This is a genomic window from Flavobacterium taihuense (genome assembly GCF_019351435.1).
GTDB classification, from domain to species: domain Bacteria; phylum Bacteroidota; class Bacteroidia; order Flavobacteriales; family Flavobacteriaceae; genus Flavobacterium; species Flavobacterium taihuense.
The window spans coordinates 375,870-390,888 of the sequence record NZ_JAHWYN010000001.1; the positions used below are offsets into that span (position 1 = coordinate 375,870).

At 36.2% G+C, this 15,019-nt stretch carries 16 protein-coding genes and 1 tRNA gene; 5 read left to right on the forward strand and 12 right to left on the reverse strand.

The genetic code is table 11. The features are described 5' to 3' along the window. Positions 1-26 precede the first annotated feature (26 nt). The 6 genes from accC to pdxA all read right to left on the reverse strand — a co-directional run bounded on the left by accC (position 27) and on the right by pdxA (position 5,041). Positions 27-1,373: an acetyl-CoA carboxylase biotin carboxylase subunit gene (accC, locus tag KZH69_RS01490; RefSeq protein WP_219315690.1), complete on the reverse strand. Its 1,347-nt coding sequence runs from the start codon at positions 1,371-1,373 to the stop codon at positions 27-29. A 107-nt stretch (positions 1,374-1,480) separates the two neighbouring features. Further along, positions 1,481-1,960 (reverse strand): acetyl-CoA carboxylase biotin carboxyl carrier protein, encoded by a 480-nt coding sequence (accB, locus tag KZH69_RS01495; protein WP_219315691.1) that lies wholly within the window; start codon positions 1,958-1,960, stop codon positions 1,481-1,483. A gap of 22 nt (positions 1,961-1,982) precedes the next feature. After that, positions 1,983-2,981: a beta-ketoacyl-ACP synthase III gene (locus tag KZH69_RS01500; RefSeq protein ID WP_219315692.1), complete on the reverse strand. Its 999-nt coding sequence runs from the start codon at positions 2,979-2,981 to the stop codon at positions 1,983-1,985. A gap of 173 nt (positions 2,982-3,154) precedes the next feature. Next, positions 3,155-3,349, reverse strand: coding sequence for a 50S ribosomal protein L32 (gene rpmF, locus KZH69_RS01505; protein ID WP_022828950.1), 195 nt, complete (start codon positions 3,347-3,349; stop codon positions 3,155-3,157). Positions 3,350-3,358: 9 nt separating this feature from the next. Continuing rightward, positions 3,359-3,907: a YceD family protein gene (locus tag KZH69_RS01510; RefSeq protein WP_219315693.1), complete on the reverse strand. Its 549-nt coding sequence runs from the start codon at positions 3,905-3,907 to the stop codon at positions 3,359-3,361. Positions 3,908-3,991: 84 nt separating this feature from the next. Next, a complete protein-coding gene (gene pdxA, locus KZH69_RS01515; RefSeq protein WP_219315750.1) occupies positions 3,992-5,041 on the reverse strand; it encodes a 4-hydroxythreonine-4-phosphate dehydrogenase PdxA in 1,050 nt (349 codons plus the stop codon). 58 nt (positions 5,042-5,099) lie between these two features. Between pdxA and KZH69_RS01520 the strand changes: the two genes are divergently transcribed. Continuing rightward, a complete protein-coding gene (locus tag KZH69_RS01520) occupies positions 5,100-5,684 on the forward strand; it encodes a riboflavin synthase (RefSeq protein WP_219315694.1) in 585 nt (194 codons plus the stop codon). Between the two features lie 30 nt (positions 5,685-5,714). Here the strand turns inward: KZH69_RS01520 and KZH69_RS01525 are convergent, their stop codons facing one another. From KZH69_RS01525 to mce, 3 genes are all read right to left on the reverse strand, one after another. Next, entirely contained in the window at positions 5,715-5,951 is a 237-nt protein-coding gene (locus KZH69_RS01525; protein WP_219315695.1) for a hypothetical protein, read from the reverse strand. 256 nt (positions 5,952-6,207) lie between these two features. Further along, positions 6,208-6,281: transfer RNA gene (locus KZH69_RS01530), tRNA-Ile, on the reverse strand. A gap of 137 nt (positions 6,282-6,418) precedes the next feature. Next, on the reverse strand, positions 6,419-6,820 hold the full coding sequence (gene mce, locus KZH69_RS01535; protein ID WP_219315696.1) for a methylmalonyl-CoA epimerase: 402 nt from the start codon (positions 6,818-6,820) through the stop codon (positions 6,419-6,421). A gap of 258 nt (positions 6,821-7,078) precedes the next feature. Here mce and rbfA point away from each other — a divergent pair, with 258 nt between their 5' ends. Continuing rightward, positions 7,079-7,471 carry a 30S ribosome-binding factor RbfA gene (rbfA, locus tag KZH69_RS01540; RefSeq protein ID WP_100432845.1) on the forward strand — a complete coding sequence of 131 codons (393 nt, stop codon included), beginning with the start codon at positions 7,079-7,081 and terminating at the stop codon, positions 7,469-7,471. Between the two features lie 3 nt (positions 7,472-7,474). Next, positions 7,475-8,674 (forward strand): ABC transporter permease, encoded by a 1,200-nt coding sequence (locus KZH69_RS01545; protein ID WP_219315697.1) that lies wholly within the window; start codon positions 7,475-7,477, stop codon positions 8,672-8,674. Positions 8,675-8,921: 247 nt separating this feature from the next. Here the strand turns inward: KZH69_RS01545 and KZH69_RS01550 are convergent, their stop codons facing one another. Both KZH69_RS01550 and dusB read right to left on the reverse strand, forming a co-directional pair. Next, positions 8,922-9,506 carry a hypothetical protein gene (locus KZH69_RS01550; protein ID WP_219315698.1) on the reverse strand — a complete coding sequence of 195 codons (585 nt, stop codon included), beginning with the start codon at positions 9,504-9,506 and terminating at the stop codon, positions 8,922-8,924. Between the two features lie 59 nt (positions 9,507-9,565). Further along, complete coding sequence (dusB, locus tag KZH69_RS01555) at positions 9,566-10,558, reverse strand: tRNA dihydrouridine synthase DusB (protein WP_219315699.1); 993 nt, start codon at positions 10,556-10,558, stop codon at positions 9,566-9,568. 344 nt (positions 10,559-10,902) lie between these two features. On the opposite strand from dusB, the gene lepA reads away from it, so the two are divergent. Then, positions 10,903-12,699 carry a translation elongation factor 4 gene (gene lepA / locus KZH69_RS01560; protein ID WP_219315700.1) on the forward strand — a complete coding sequence of 599 codons (1,797 nt, stop codon included), beginning with the start codon at positions 10,903-10,905 and terminating at the stop codon, positions 12,697-12,699. A gap of 166 nt (positions 12,700-12,865) precedes the next feature. Here lepA and KZH69_RS01565 read toward each other — a convergent pair whose 3' ends face one another. Next, positions 12,866-13,798 carry a 1-phosphofructokinase family hexose kinase gene (locus KZH69_RS01565; protein ID WP_219315701.1) on the reverse strand — a complete coding sequence of 311 codons (933 nt, stop codon included), beginning with the start codon at positions 13,796-13,798 and terminating at the stop codon, positions 12,866-12,868. 152 nt (positions 13,799-13,950) lie between these two features. Between KZH69_RS01565 and thiL the strand changes: the two genes are divergently transcribed. After that, entirely contained in the window at positions 13,951-14,997 is a 1,047-nt protein-coding gene (gene thiL, locus KZH69_RS01570; protein ID WP_219315702.1) for a thiamine-phosphate kinase, read from the forward strand. The last annotated feature ends 22 nt before the right edge of the window (positions 14,998-15,019 follow it).

Here is a 15,019-nt window from a genome sequence, read left to right on the forward strand (position 1 = left end):
TCAGGTGAATGGGATTTAATATTTATTTATTCTGGGTCATTCATTTTGAAAGTATCCATGAAGGCAGTGGTGTAATCTCCTGCGATATATCTTGGATCATCCATTAATTGTCTGTGGAAAGGAATGGTTGTTTTAATGCCTTCGATTACGAATTCGTCTAATGCTCTTCTCATTTTACTGATAGCTTCTTCACGAGTTTGGGCTGTAGTAATCAATTTGGCAATCATCGAATCGTAATTTGGTGGAATTGTATAGCCTGAATACACGTGTGTGTCGAGGCGTACTCCATGACCACCTGGCATATGTAGCGTAGTGATTTTTCCTGGTGAAGGTCTGAAGTCGTTGTAAGGATCTTCAGCATTGATACGACATTCGATAGCGTGCAGTTGAGGAAGGTAGTTTCTTCCGGAAATTGGCACACCTGCAGCAACTAGAATTTGCTCACGAATTAAGTCGTAATCTACTACTTGTTCCGTAATAGGGTGCTCCACTTGGATACGAGTATTCATTTCCATGAAGTAAAAGTTTCTGTGTTTGTCCACCAAAAACTCAACAGTTCCAGCACCTTCGTATTTTATATATTCTGCTGCTTTTACAGCTGCTTCTCCCATTTTGGTACGCAATTCGTCGGTCATAAATGGAGAAGGAGTTTCCTCAGTCAATTTTTGATGACGACGTTGAACAGAGCAGTCTCTTTCAGAAAGGTGACATGCTTTACCATAAGAATCACCAACTACTTGAATTTCGATATGGCGTGGTTCTTCAATTAATTTTTCAAGATACATTCCGTCATTTCCAAAAGCTGCCGCCGATTCTTGACGCGCACCTTCCCATGCTTTCAGTAAATCTTCTGGAGCCCAAACGGCTCTCATTCCTTTACCTCCACCACCGGCAGTTGCTTTTAGCATTACAGGGTATCCAAATTTATTGGCTAATTCTGCTGCTTGTTCAAAAGACTCTAAGATTCCAACTGATCCTGGTACACATGGTACACCAGCTTCGATCATCGTTGCTTTTGCAGAAGCTTTATCACCCATTCTGTCAATCATTTCTGGAGACGCACCGATGAATTTTATATTGTGTTCTTGACAAATTTTAGAAAATTTTGCGTTTTCAGAAAGGAATCCGTAACCAGGATGTATTGCATCTGCATTTGTAATTTCGGCAGCAGCAATAATATTGGACATCTTTAAATAAGACAAGTTACTTGGAGGTGGCCCAATACAAACGGCTTCGTCAGCAAATTTTACATGTAAGCTTTCGGCATCTGCAGTAGAATAAACGGCTACTGTTTTGATACCCATTTCTCTACAAGTTCGGATGACACGAAGCGCGATTTCTCCTCTATTTGCGATTAGTATTTTTTTAAACATTTTTTTTCAATTAGATAATTAGGCAATTTTGATAATTAGATAATTAGTTTTTTAGTTTGATTTAAAATCAAACCTGCAATCTAAAATCTGCAATCTAAAATCTAAAATTAAGATGGATCTACTAAGAATAAAGGTTGGTCAAATTCTACTGGTGACATATCGTCTACCAATATTTTTACAATTTTACCGGATATTTCAGATTCAATTTCGTTGAATAATTTCATGGCTTCAATAACACAAAGAACATCTCCTTTTGCGATCGATTTACCAACTTCTACAAACATTGGTTTGTCTGGAGCAGGTTTTCTGTAAAAAGTACCAATAATTGGTGATTTTATAGTGACATAATGTGCGTTTTCTACTACTGGAGCTTCTGGGGCAGCAGCAACAGGAGCTATTTGTTGAGGAGCTGCAGCTTGAGGAAGTGCATTTTGAGAAGGTAGCTGTTGTACGTAAGTTGTTTCGGTTACGCTTCCTTCTAAAGTAGTTCTGATGGTGATTTTAACATCATCCATTTCTAATTTTACTTCTGCAACACCTGAATTTGCTACAAATTTGATTAGATTTTGAATTTCTTTTAAATCCATAATTATTTCTTTTTAGTTTAATTTATTTTTTATCGTAAGCCCAAGTTAAGTAAATAGATCCCCAAGTAAATCCACCTCCAAAAGCAGCAAAAATGATAGTGTCGCCTTTCTTGAAAAGGTGTTCAAAATCGTACAATACTAAAGGTAAAGTCGCTGAAGTGGTATTTCCGTATTTTTCAATATTCATTAATACTTTGTCGTCCTCTAAGTTCATTCTATGAGCTGTAGCGTCGATAATGCGTTTGTTTGCTTGATGTGGTACTAACCAATTTACATCGTCATTGGTCAAATTATTTCTTTTTAGAATCAATTCACTGGCATCGGCCATATTAGTAACGGCGTATTTGAAAACAGTTTTACCATCTTGAATGATATTGTGTTTGTTGTCATTTACGGTTTCTAATGAGGTTGGAAGTAAGGAACCTCCGGCCGGAATTTTCAAGAAATCACGACCAACACCATCACTTCTTAAATATTCGTCTTGTAGGCCGTAACCTTCATAATTAGGTTCGAATAAAACGGCTCCAGCACCATCTCCAAAAATAATACAAGTTGCCCTGTCTTTATAATCTACAATTGAAGACATTTTATCGGCGCCAATAAGTAATACTTTTTTGTATCTTCCAGATTGGATGTAAGCGGCGGCGGTTGACATTCCATAAAGGAAACTGGAACAAGCAGCTTGTAAGTCGTATGCAAACGCGTTTGTAGCACCTATTTCAGTTGCTACATATACTCCTGTAGAAGCTACTGGCATATCTGCGGTTGCAGTTGCCATTAAAATTAAATCTATTTCAAGTGGGTCAATATTTGCTTTAGCTATTAAATCTTGTGCAGCTTTTATAGCAAGAAAAGAAGTTCCTTTATCGGCATCTTTTAGTATTCTTCTTTCTTTAATCCCGGTGCGTGTGGTTATCCATTCGTCATTTGTATCTACCATAGTTTCCAGAACTTTGTTGGAAAGAACAAAGTCAGGAACATAACCACCAACTGCGGTAATTGCGGCTGTAATTGTACTCATTATATGCGATTATTTATTGTCAAATGTTGCCATTTGAAAAATTTTTAAAAGACTTTAAATTTACAATAAAAAAACCAAACAATATGTTTTAGGGTTTCTTATTTGAGGGAAATTATAAACAACAAAAAAAACTCTCACGTAGTGAGAGTTCTAGTATTATTTACAAAAACGTATTAAGCAAGAGCTACAGATTTATCTATAACAACTTGTCCTCTGTAGTACATTTTTCCTTCATGCCAGTAAGCTCTGTGGTATAAATGTGCTTCTCCAGTAATAGGACATGTAGCGATTTGAGCTACAGTAGCTTTGTAATGTGTTCTTCTTTTGTCTCTTCTAGTTTTTGAGATTTTTCTCTTTGGATGTGCCATTTTACTATATTATTTATCCGTTAATAGTTGCTTTAATTTGTCCCAACGCGGGTCTATATTCTCTTTTTCTTTTTCTTCTTTTTCTTTCTTTTGCTCTTTAATTGTCAATTCTTTCAGTTTATTCAAAGCTTCTGTGTTTAAACTGCCATCCTTTATACCAGGATGTACTCTTCTTAATGGTATGGAAAGTACAATCATCTCATAAATATATTGAGCGATGTCTATTTCAAACTCACCGAAAGGCAATATTAGCAACTCTTCATTGTCATTATTGTAAGTGTCTCCAAATCGAACAATTAGTTTTATTTTTCCTTTAACAGGTAAATCAAAATCTTCGCTTGTAAGATCGCAAGGTACATTAACAGTTCCTTGGTGTTTGAAGCTAATCTCCAATAGATTGCTTTGTTTGTCTAAAACTACATTTACTTTGATGTCTGAATTTTGAAATTCATTATAATCAAAGATTTCAAAGAACGCATTATTTATTTGATACTCAAATTTATGTTTGCCTAGCTTCAATCCTACGAAAGGAATTACATATTCTTTTGTCTTGCTCATTTCAACAACAATTTGCCCTAAACTTCGGGAGTGCAAAGATATAAAATAATTACAAATCTAATAATGTTATTCACCTTTTTTTGTTTATAACTGTTTTTCTTTTGTTTTTAAAGGCTTTTGGCTGATTTCACCGTATTCATTTCTTGAATTATAAATGTCAATTGCAAGGTAAACAGCTTCTTTGAAAGAATTATAGTCGGCTTTGTTCTTTCCGGCAATGTCATAAGCGGTTCCATGATCTGGGGACGTTCTTATTTTGTTTAATCCTGCAGTGTAGTTTACTCCATTTCCAAAGGAAAGTGTTTTAAAAGGGATTAATCCTTGATCGTGATATGTGGCTATAATGGCATCGTATTTTTCATATTGATTACTTCCGAAAAAACCGTCTGCTGCAAAAGGACCAAAAACTAAGGTGCCTTTTTCGAATAATTTTTTTAAGGCCGGTTTTAATACAGTATCCTCTTCGGTTCCAATAACGCCTCCGTCTCCACAATGCGGGTTAAGGCCAAGAACTGCAATTTTAGGTTTATTGATACTGAAATCCTGAATTAAAGTTTGTTTTATAGTTTCAATTTTTTTGAAAATTAGCTCTTCAGTCAAATGTGAAGCCACTTCGTTTAGGGGGATGTGATCCGTTAATAAGCCTACTCTTAAGTTGTCTTGCACCATTAGCATCAATGCATCGCCTTCTAATTCCTGGTTTAAATAGTCAGTATGTCCAGGGAATTTAAACGATTCAGATTGAATGTTGTATTTGTTTATTGGCGCAGTTACCAATACGTCTATTTCGCCATCTTTTAGTGCTTTAGTAGCTGCTACAAAAGATTTTATAGCATATTCGCCCACTTTTTCATCATTTGTCCCTAGGTTTAAATCAATTCCTTCTTTCCAAAGATTGAATACATTTACTTTGCCCACAACAATTTGATCGAGTCTGTCTATACCATGTAAAGCGACTGTGGATTCGAAATTTTTTCTAACGAATGACAGTATTTTTACATTGGCAAAAATAACAGGGGTACATAGTTCTAACATACGAGTATCCTCGAATGTTTTCAGAACCACTTCGCTTCCAATACCGTTTAAATCTCCTATTGAAATTCCTACGATTATATTTTCTGCTTTTTTCATAATGTCCTCTGGTTATTTATTGCTAATTTTGAAGTGCAAATTTAGTAAAATAAAACAAGAAATGTTTACAGGAATTATTGAAACACTTGGAACTGTCCAAGAGGTTAAAAAAGAGCAAGATAATATTCATATTACGATTAAATCGTCTATTACGGAAGAGTTAAAAATTGATCAGAGTGTTGCCCATAACGGAATATGTTTGACGGTTGTTGCTATTGAAGGTAATTATTATACGGTTACAGCCATTGGTGAGACGATTAAAAAAACCAATATTTCGAATTGGAAGGTTGGAGATAATGTTAATCTGGAAAGAGCAATGAAGTTGGGGGATCGCTTAGATGGACATATTGTTCAGGGGCACGTGGATCAAATAGGAACATGTGTTGTTGCTGAAGAAACCAATGGAAGTTGGCTTTACACCTTCGAGTATGACGGTTTGTTGCAAAACATAACTATTGAGAAAGGTTCTATAACAGTAAATGGAGTTAGTTTAACTGTAGTGAATTCGGGAGCATCTAATTTTAGTGTGGCTATTATCCCTTATACTTATGAGCATACTAATTTCAATTCGTTTGTAGTTGGAACCAAAGTAAATCTAGAGTTTGATGTAATAGGAAAATATGTTTCTAAGCTTTATAATAAGTAGTCGATAAATGTGTACAAAACAAAAAAAGACCTATTTCAAAATAGGTCTTTTTTTGTTTTGTGAATGTTTGTATATAATGTAGAATCCAAATAATGTTCCTACGGGGAATAATAGGATTAGGTTTTCGTTGATGGGGTATTCGGGTGGTCCTCCTGGATTTCCTGGGTTTCCTGGGCCTCCTTGGGCTTGAGCGCATACTACTGGTCCAAAAACGCAAAAAAGCAGTAGGATTATTTTAAAAACAGATTTATTAGAATTTATCTTCATAGGTTTAGTAAAGGTAATAAATTGAATTTATTAAAATAATTTGAAACTGTTTATCATTAATATTTTTAAGTTGCAAATCTATGATTATTTTTTATAATTGGGAGGGTGCTTCTTGCGATTAAATGCATAATTTAACGTTTAAATAAATTACGACTTCATAAAATAACGTAAAAACCTACGGGTTTATTTTTTTATAATATCTTAAAATCAAAAAAAAAGCCTTTACGTTATAAATGTAAAGGCTTAATTTTAAATGTGGTCCCACCTGGGCTCGAACCAGGGACCACCTGATTATGAGTCAGGTGCTCTAACCAGCTGAGCTATAGGACCGGTTAAGAGTTTGCAATATTACTACATTTATTTTATTACTACAAGTATTTTTAGGGTAGATTTTTGAAGAGTTTAGTGGTTAGTGGGAATCAGTTTTGAAAATAACTGATTATGAATGGACTAAATTCTGAATTTATTTATTTTATTTCCTGACAGAGTTCGATTAATACGCCATTGGTGCCTTTTGGATGTAAAAAAGCGACTAATTTATTGTCGGCTCCTTTTTTTGGGGTTTCGTTTAGGACTGTGAATCCTTCGGATTTGAGGCGTTCAATTTCGGAAAGAATGTCTTCTACGTCAAAAGCGATGTGGTGTATTCCTTCTCCTTTTTTTTCCAGGAACTTGGCTATGGGGCTTTCGGGATTGGTGGCTTCGAGGAGTTCTATTTTATTGGGTCCGTTCAAGAAGAAAGATGTTTTTACGCCTTCACTGGCGACTTCTTCTTGTTTATAGGCTGGGGTGCCAAAGAGTTTTTCAAATAACAAATTGGATACTTCAAGGTTTTTGACTGCGATGCCAATGTGTTCTATTTTTCTCATTGTGTGATGGTTTGTGTTTTTTATTTTTTTGAATTGTTCCCAAAAAGGACTATTGTTTGTTTTTAGCCCTGATGGAAGTGGCATTCCATCTCGTTTTTTCTGCGAGATGGAATATAGCGGACAGCAGGAACTTTGTCTCCTAAAAAAGCCTAATCTTTCGCTCCTAATTCTGCTCCTAAATCATAAAACAAATATAAAAAACTTTATGAGTTTATGACTTTGTAAGGTGGTCTCTCAAAAAAATAGTATTTTTGCAACATGGAAACAAATAGACAGAAAAAAATAGGTGGGGTGATCCAAAAAGATTTGGTTGACATTCTGCAAGGTGAAGTGAGAAAAAATGGAATTACGAATTTGATAATTTCAGTATCCAAAGTTGTTGTGACTACAGATTTGTCTGTGGCGACGGTGCATTTAAGTATTTTTCCTCAAGAAAAAGCAGCGGAAACGTTGGTGGGGATTAAGGCTAATTCGACTTTAATTAAGCACGATTTATCGCAAAGAGTACGTTTGCAATTGCGTAAAGTGCCAAATTTGGTTTTCTTTATTGATGACTCTTTGGATTATATCGAGAAGATTGATAATGCCTTGAAAAATCAAGAAAATCCGATTGAGAATAGAGATTTGTTGGACAAACGCAGATTTCAATAAAGTTTGAATTTTCCTCTACACATAGCCAAGCGGTATATTTTTAGCAAAAGCAAAAATAATGCTATCAATATTATTAATCGTATTGCTAGTATGGGAATTATTGTGGGAGCCATGGCATTGTTTGTCGTGCTCTCAGTTTTTACGGGCTTGAAGGAATTCAGTCTTTCTTTTACCAATGATATTGACCCCGACCTTAAAGTAAGCAGTACGCTTGGAAAATCTTTTTTTATTGTACCCAAACAGGAAGAAGAGATTGCAGCAATTGAAGGCGTTGCTTCCTATTCGAAGGTTATTGAAGAGCGAGTATTGTTTACTTTTAATGGAAAACAAGAGGTTACTTACTTAAAAGGTGTTGATGCTACTTTTAACGCCGTTAGCGATTTTAGTAAAAAATTATACAATGGACAATGGCTAAAACCAGACACCTATCAAGTAGTTGTAGGATATGGCATTGCTCAAAAGTTCTCGATGGGTTTGTTGGATTATAATAATTCATTCGAGGTTTTTGTGCCAAAACCTGGCAAAGGAACTATTGAAAACCCTGCTCAAGCATTTAATTCGACGGATGTTTTTCCAGTTGGAATTTATGCGATTAGCGAAGATTTGGATTCGAAATATGTGTTTGCAGATTTAGGCTTGGCACAGGAATTATTGGAATACAAAACCAATCAGATTTCTCATCTTGAAATCAAATTAAAGAAAGATGCTGATGAAGCTGCGGTTCTCCAAAAACTGCAGGCAATTTTCAACAATAAAATTACCGTAAAAAACAAGGAACAGCTTAATGAAGCTTTGTATAAAATGCTGAATACCGAAAATATTGCGGTATATTTGATATTTACACTTGTAATTATTGTGGCGCTTTTTAATTTAATCGGTGCGCTTATCATGATGATTTTGGATAAAAAAGGAAACCTAAAAACACTTTTTAATCTCGGGACTGATATCAAGGATTTGCGCAATATATTTTTACTGCAAGGGACACTGCTGAGTGTTTTTGGCGGAATTATCGGTTTGTTATTGGGTATCGTTTTTGTGTTACTGCAGCAACAGTATGAGTTGATAATGATAACTCCTACACTGGCTTATCCCGTAGTTTTTACTTTTGAAAATGTTTTAATAGTTATGCTAACTATTATTACCCTTGGTTTTATTGCTTCGCTGATTGCGAGCAGCCGGGTGAGTAAGAAGCTGTTGGGTTAAATAATCAAAAAAGATTTTTCGCTTTAAATACTCCTGGCAAAAACTACAAAACGTCCATTTTTCTAGCATACGAATAATTTGGAGCACCACATTTGAAGTATTCAAGACTATTAGTCCTGCTATTCGTTATAATCTTTTTGTTTTTAAAGAAAAAACAAAAAGGATTTCCACTTCTATCAGGGCTAGGCATGCTATTTAGTTTTTCATAGCATAACAAAAAAGAAAAGAAGTACTAATCGAACTCAGGCTAGAAGATATAACCGAATTTGAATTGAACATCAATAATTACTTCATTTTCATCAATGGTGTAATTATAAGATTTGTCAAAAAAATTATGTCTATAGCCAATTCCAGCAGAACATTCTGAGTAAAAATGCTTACGAATACTTGTTCTTCGGATACCATATTCAGGAATTATAGCAATGAAAGGTGCGACTTCAAAATCTTTGGTATTGACCAAAGCCATTCTACTGGGAACATAAGTCGTCAAAAGAGAGAAATAATTAGAACCGTTATTTATTGTATTTTTGTTCAAACGACTACGACGGTCTAAACCATAATACCAACGTGGCTCAATATTAATATACGGTACGATTAAAAAAGACGCTTCCGTTGTGCCATCAGGATATTTCACTGTAGAAGACCCGGTTGAGAGTCCAATTTCACTTCTTAGTGTAATTTTTCGTTCCAATCGTGTTTCGTTTCGAAAACTAAGACTAACTAATCCAGCCTGTATACTGTTCAAATTTTTCTCAACCGATACTTTTTCTGATTCTTGTGCTTTTGCTAAAAAACTTATTAAAAATAAACCTAAAACTAAATAATTTTTCATCTTATATTTTTTTGCAAAAGTAATTTTTATTTTACAAAATAAAAGAGAAGAATCAATTATTACACCACCTCATAATCAGCATAAGCCTCTTTAATAACATCCAAATGCGAAAATAATTCCTCAGGACGGTCTAGGGTTACTAGTTTTTGTCTGTATGTTTTGAACGAATGAATTCCTTTGAAATAATTAGTGTAATGCGGACGAGTTTCAACAATACCAAGACGTTCTCCTTTCCATTCCATTGCCCAAGTAAGGTGATTGCGAACCGCTTCGACTCTGTCTGCAACTGTTGGTTTTGCTAAATGTTCTCCAGTTTTGAAGTAATGTTTGATTTCGTTAAAAATCCAAGGATAACCAATAGCGGCGCGACCTATCATTATTCCGTCGATGCCGTATTCATTTTTATAATGCAATGCTTTTTCGGGAGAATCAATATCGCCATTTCCAAAAATTGGCATTGTGATTCTTGGGTTATTTTTGACACGGGCAATGTGCGACCAGTCGGAATGGCCTTTGTACATTTGGGCACGGGTTCTGGCATGGATGCTCAAAGCGGCAACACCAATGTCTTGCAAACGCTCGGCAACTTCATCAATATTTATGGAGCTGTCGTCCCATCCTAAACGTGTTTTTACGGTAACCGGCAAATGCGTGCTGTCGATAACGGCTTGTGTCAAACGGATCATTAAATCTACGTCTTTTAAAACTCCGGCACCGGCTCCTTTGCAAACGACTTTCTTGACAGGACAACCAAAATTGATGTCTATTAGATCAGGGTTTACGGTAGAAACTATTTTTGAGGAAAGTGCCATTGCCTCTTCGTCTCCACCAAAAATTTGAATTCCCACAGGTCTTTCGTAATCGAAGATGTCTAATTTCATTCGGCTTTTGATGGCGTCGCGGATTAGGCCTTCGGAAGAAATAAATTCGGAGTACATTAAGTCGGCGCCATGTGTTTTGCACAATCTGCGGAATGGAGGGTCACTCACATCTTCCATAGGCGCTAACAGTAGGGGAAATTCGGGTAATATAATGTTGCCAATCTTAATCATCGTCCTTAAATTTTTTGCAAAATTACGGTTTTTAGACGAATACAAGAAAGAGTAACGAAGAAAGACTTCTTATTAAAGGTGTTAGTTTACGAATTCGACACTTTGAAACTCCTGAATTTAAACTATATTTGCAGATTAATTGTCGCTTTACTGCGTGAGGGATAGCAGCGAAAAGCCCACAGTAAAGTGCAGCGATAGCGGAACTTTGCGAGGACTTGTAGCGAATAGCCCGGCCCTTGTGGTCACGCCCTCATTACAAAGCACAAGTTTACATAAAATTTGATATTATTTAGAAGATGACTTGCGGAGCATTGGATGTTCCAAAAAGTAAATAAAAATTACACATGAAACATATTAGAAATTTTTGCATCATTGCACATATTGACCACGGAAAAAGTACATTGGCGGATCGTTTATTGGGGGCAACCCAAACAGTAACTGCCCGTGAAGAAAAGGCGCAATTGCTTGATAATATGGACTTGGAGCGTGAGCGTGGTATCACGATTAAAAGTCATGCCATACAGATGGAATATAAGTATAAAGGGGAAGATTATATCTTGAACCTGATTGATACTCCGGGTCACGTGGATTTCTCTTATGAAGTTTCGCGTTCGATTGCGGCTTGTGAAGGTGCGTTATTGATTGTGGATGCTGCACAAAGTATTCAGGCACAAACGATTTCTAACTTGTATTTAGCTCTTGAAAATGACTTGGAAATTATTCCGGTTTTGAACAAAGTAGATTTACCAAGTGCCAATCCAGAGGAAGTAAGTGACGATATTATTGACTTGCTTGGATGTAAGTTGGAAGATATTATTCACGCTTCGGGTAAAACTGGTTTTGGTGTAGAAAATATATTGGCTGCGATTATTGAAAAAATTCCACCTCCAAAAGGGGTGAAAGACGAGCCTCTTCAGGCTTTGATATTTGATTCGCATTACAATCCGTTTCGTGGTATCGAAGTAATTTTCCGTGTAAAAAATGGAGAAATTCGCAAAGGACAAAAAATAAAATTCATGGCTACGGGCAATGAATATTTTGCCGATGAAGTGGGGACTTTGAAATTGAATCAAGTTCCTAAAAATGTGATTTCGACAGGAGATGTTGGGTATTTGATTTCGGGAATTAAAGAAGCCAAAGAAGTAAAAGTAGGAGATACGATTACGGATGCCAAAACGCCTACAACGAATATGATTACTGGTTTTGAGGATGTAAAACCAATGGTATTTGCCGGGATTTATCCTGTAGATACAGAAGATTATGAGGATTTGCGTTCTTCTATGGAAAAACTGCAATTGAATGATGCTTCATTGGTATTTGTTCCCGAAAGTTCTGCGGCTTTGGGATTTGGTTTCCGATGTGGATTCTTAGGAATGTTGCACATGGAGATTATTCAAGAACGATTGGAGCGTGAGTTTGATATGACGGTAATCACTACGGTTCCGAACGTTTCGTATTTGGCTTACACCAAAAAGCATCCGGAAACTGCTTTTATAGTTAACAATCCATCTGATTTACCAGAACCATCTCGCTTAGACCGAGTTGAGGAGCCTTATATTAAAGCAACTATTATTACTAAAGCTGACTTTGTTGGAAATGTAATGAGTTTGTGTATTGAAAAACGGGGTCAAATTACGAATCAGACGTATTTGACAACAGAGCGCGTAGAGTTAAATTTCGATATGCCTTTGGCGGAGATTGTATTTGATTTTTACGACAGATTGAAAACAGTTTCAAAAGGCTATGCTTCATTTGATTATTCTCCAATTGGAATGAAAACTTCAAAATTAGTTCGATTGGATGTTTTATTGAATGGTCAAACAGTTGATGCGCTTTCTGCGTTGATTCACGAAGACAATGCGTATAACATTGGTAAAAAAATGACCGAGAAATTGCGTGAATTGATTCCGAGACAACAATTTGATATTCCTATTCAAGCGGCGATTGGTGCTAAAATTATTGCACGTGAAACGATTAAGGCCTTACGAAAAGACGTTACTGCCAAATGTTACGGTGGGGATATTTCCCGTAAACGTAAATTGTTGGAAAAACAGAAAAAAGGTAAAAAGCGTATGCGCCAAGTAGGAAATGTTGAAATTCCGCAAGAAGCGTTTATGGCGGTATTAAAATTGAATGATTAAAGCCTCCTAGCCCCCGAAGCGGGAATTGGAATAAAAATATAGAAAACCTGATGATGTAAAAATTGTCAGGTTTTTTTTATTGAATTATTAATAAAGAAAAAAACCTTACGACTAAAATCATCAGGCTGTATTTGTTCCCCCTTCGGGGGCTAGGGGGCTTCCTTTTTTATTTATCCTTCAACCAATCAAACAAGCGTTGTGCATCTGAACCTTTGAACAATTGCGTCCCTTCGTTCATCGTGGCTGCAGACCCACAGGCAACACCCCAACGGATTACTTCTTTTAAGCTTTTATTTTGCGAAAGCGCCCAAACCATTCCACCAACCATACTGTCACCGGCACCAACGGTACTTTTCTTGGCGACATTGGGAGCCGGAGCAAATTCATAATTGTCTTTGGTTACGAGAACAGCTCCTTGAGGCCCGAGTGAAACCACTACAATTTCAGCACCGCCCTTGGCTATGATTTGTTTGGCCGCTTCATTGACTTCTTCCATTTCTAATCGTTCAACGCCTATTAATTTGGCGAGTTCCCCAACGTTTGGTTTGATAAGATAAGCTCCCGTTTCTAAAACTTTATTCAAGGCTTCTCCTGAGGTATCTACTATCAATTTTGAATTGGATTTTTTAGCGATTTCGGCAACTTTTTTATAAAAATCAGAAGACAAACCTTCGTTAAGACTACCACTGGCAACCATGAATTTAGGCTTTAAGTTGGCTATGGTATTCAGTACAGTTTGTTCTTCTTCATCGGTGATTTCTCCTCCGGTAAAACCAAAACGATATTGGGAATTGGTATTGTCATCTACTGCTACAAAACTTTCTCTAGTCCAGGTTTGAATAGGAATAGCTTGAAAGGTAATGGCTTCTTTGGCAACCAATTCTTCCAACATTTTGCCCAACGGTCCTCCAGAAGTGAACACTGCTAAAGATAATCCTCCCAAACGAGAAATAGCTTTGGAAACATTGATTCCGCCACCTCCAGCATCAAAACGAGGTTCCGAACAACGAATTTTCTGTTCGGCAACCAATCCTTTAAAATGGGTGCTTTTGTCTAATGCGGGATTTACAGTGAGAGTAACAATGTCGTATGTGTTCATTTTTTGTTTTTTAAGAGATTAAAGATGCAAAAAAAATATGGGAATCAGATGAAAAAGGCTTCGTAAAATCATATCAATTTTAAATTTATAAAGCAAATCAACTTCGTACCTTTGCAGCCTTGGTAAAAACCAAAAAGCAATAAATAAACAAAATGATTGAAGATAAAACTCCGCAACGTACCAGCATAGCACAATTAGGTGAATTTGGATTAATAGACCATTTAACGAAGAACTTCGAAATTACCCAGCCTTCTACACTAAAAGGAATTGGAGATGACGCAGCTGTATTGGATTTCAAAGAGAAAAAAGTGATTGTTTCAACCGATTTATTGATCGAAGGAGTCCATTTTGATTTGGCTTATATGCCTTTAAAACATTTAGGATACAAAGCTGTTGTAGTTAATGTATCTGATATCTGCGCGATGAATGCCAGACCAACACAAATTACTGTTTCTATAGCGGTGTCTAATCGCTTTCCATTGGAAGCATTAGAAGAATTATATGAAGGAATTGCACACGCAGCCCAAGAATACAAAGTCGATGTAATCGGGGGAGATACAACCTCTTCTCAAAAAGGATTAATAATTAGTATTACTGCTCTTGGTGAAGCAGAGGAGGATGAAATTGTGTATCGAAATGGTGCAAAAAAAACCGATTTATTAATAGTAACGGGAGATATTGGAGCCGCTTATATGGGATTGCAGGTATTGGAACGTGAGAAACAAGTTTTTCAAGTCAATCCTAATTCACAACCTGATTTGGATGCATATACCTATTTGATTGAGCGCCAATTAAAACCAGAAGCCCGTAAAGATGTGCGTACTTTATTGCATGCTTTAGAAATAAAACCAACTGCTATGATTGATATTTCTGATGGATTGTCTTCAGAGATTATGCATCTGTGCAAACAATCAGGGGTTGGTTGCAATTTGTATGAGGATAAATTGCCAATTGACCCTCAATTTATCAATGTTTGCGAAGAATTTAATATTGATAGTACAACAGTAGCGATTAATGGAGGAGAGGATTATGAATTACTTTTTACCATTGCTATGGATGATTTTGAAAAAATTAAAGGAAATCCAAATTTCAGCATCATTGGGCACATGACTCAAGAAAGCGAAGGGATTCATCTTATAACCAGAGCTAATACTAAAATCCCTTTAAAAGCAAGGGGTTGGGATGCTATAAGCGAATAAAACTCATAACTACACACACACA

Coding starts and splice junctions, on each gene's coding strand:
- accC (WP_219315690.1), bottom strand. CDS start 1,373: ATGTTTAAAAAAATACTAATCGCAAATAGAGGAGAAATCGCGCTTCGT.
- accB (WP_219315691.1), bottom strand. CDS start 1,960: ATGGATTTAAAAGAAATTCAAAATCTAATCAAATTTGTAGCAAATTCA.
- KZH69_RS01500 (WP_219315692.1), bottom strand. CDS start 2,981: ATGAGTACAATTACAGCCGCAATTACCGCAGTTGGTGGTTATGTTCCT.
- rpmF (WP_022828950.1), bottom strand. CDS start 3,349: ATGGCACATCCAAAGAGAAAAATCTCAAAAACTAGAAGAGACAAAAGA.
- KZH69_RS01510 (WP_219315693.1), bottom strand. CDS start 3,907: ATGAGCAAGACAAAAGAATATGTAATTCCTTTCGTAGGATTGAAGCTA.
- KZH69_RS01520 (WP_219315694.1), top strand. CDS start 5,100: ATGTTTACAGGAATTATTGAAACACTTGGAACTGTCCAAGAGGTTAAA.
- KZH69_RS01525 (WP_219315695.1), bottom strand. CDS start 5,951: ATGAAGATAAATTCTAATAAATCTGTTTTTAAAATAATCCTACTGCTT.
- mce (WP_219315696.1), bottom strand. CDS start 6,820: ATGAGAAAAATAGAACACATTGGCATCGCAGTCAAAAACCTTGAAGTA.
- rbfA (WP_100432845.1), top strand. CDS start 7,079: ATGGAAACAAATAGACAGAAAAAAATAGGTGGGGTGATCCAAAAAGAT.
- KZH69_RS01550 (WP_219315698.1), bottom strand. CDS start 9,506: ATGAAAAATTATTTAGTTTTAGGTTTATTTTTAATAAGTTTTTTAGCA.
- dusB (WP_219315699.1), bottom strand. CDS start 10,558: ATGATTAAGATTGGCAACATTATATTACCCGAATTTCCCCTACTGTTA.
- lepA (WP_219315700.1), top strand. CDS start 10,903: ATGAAACATATTAGAAATTTTTGCATCATTGCACATATTGACCACGGA.
- KZH69_RS01565 (WP_219315701.1), bottom strand. CDS start 13,798: ATGAACACATACGACATTGTTACTCTCACTGTAAATCCCGCATTAGAC.
- thiL (WP_219315702.1), top strand. CDS start 13,951: ATGATTGAAGATAAAACTCCGCAACGTACCAGCATAGCACAATTAGGT.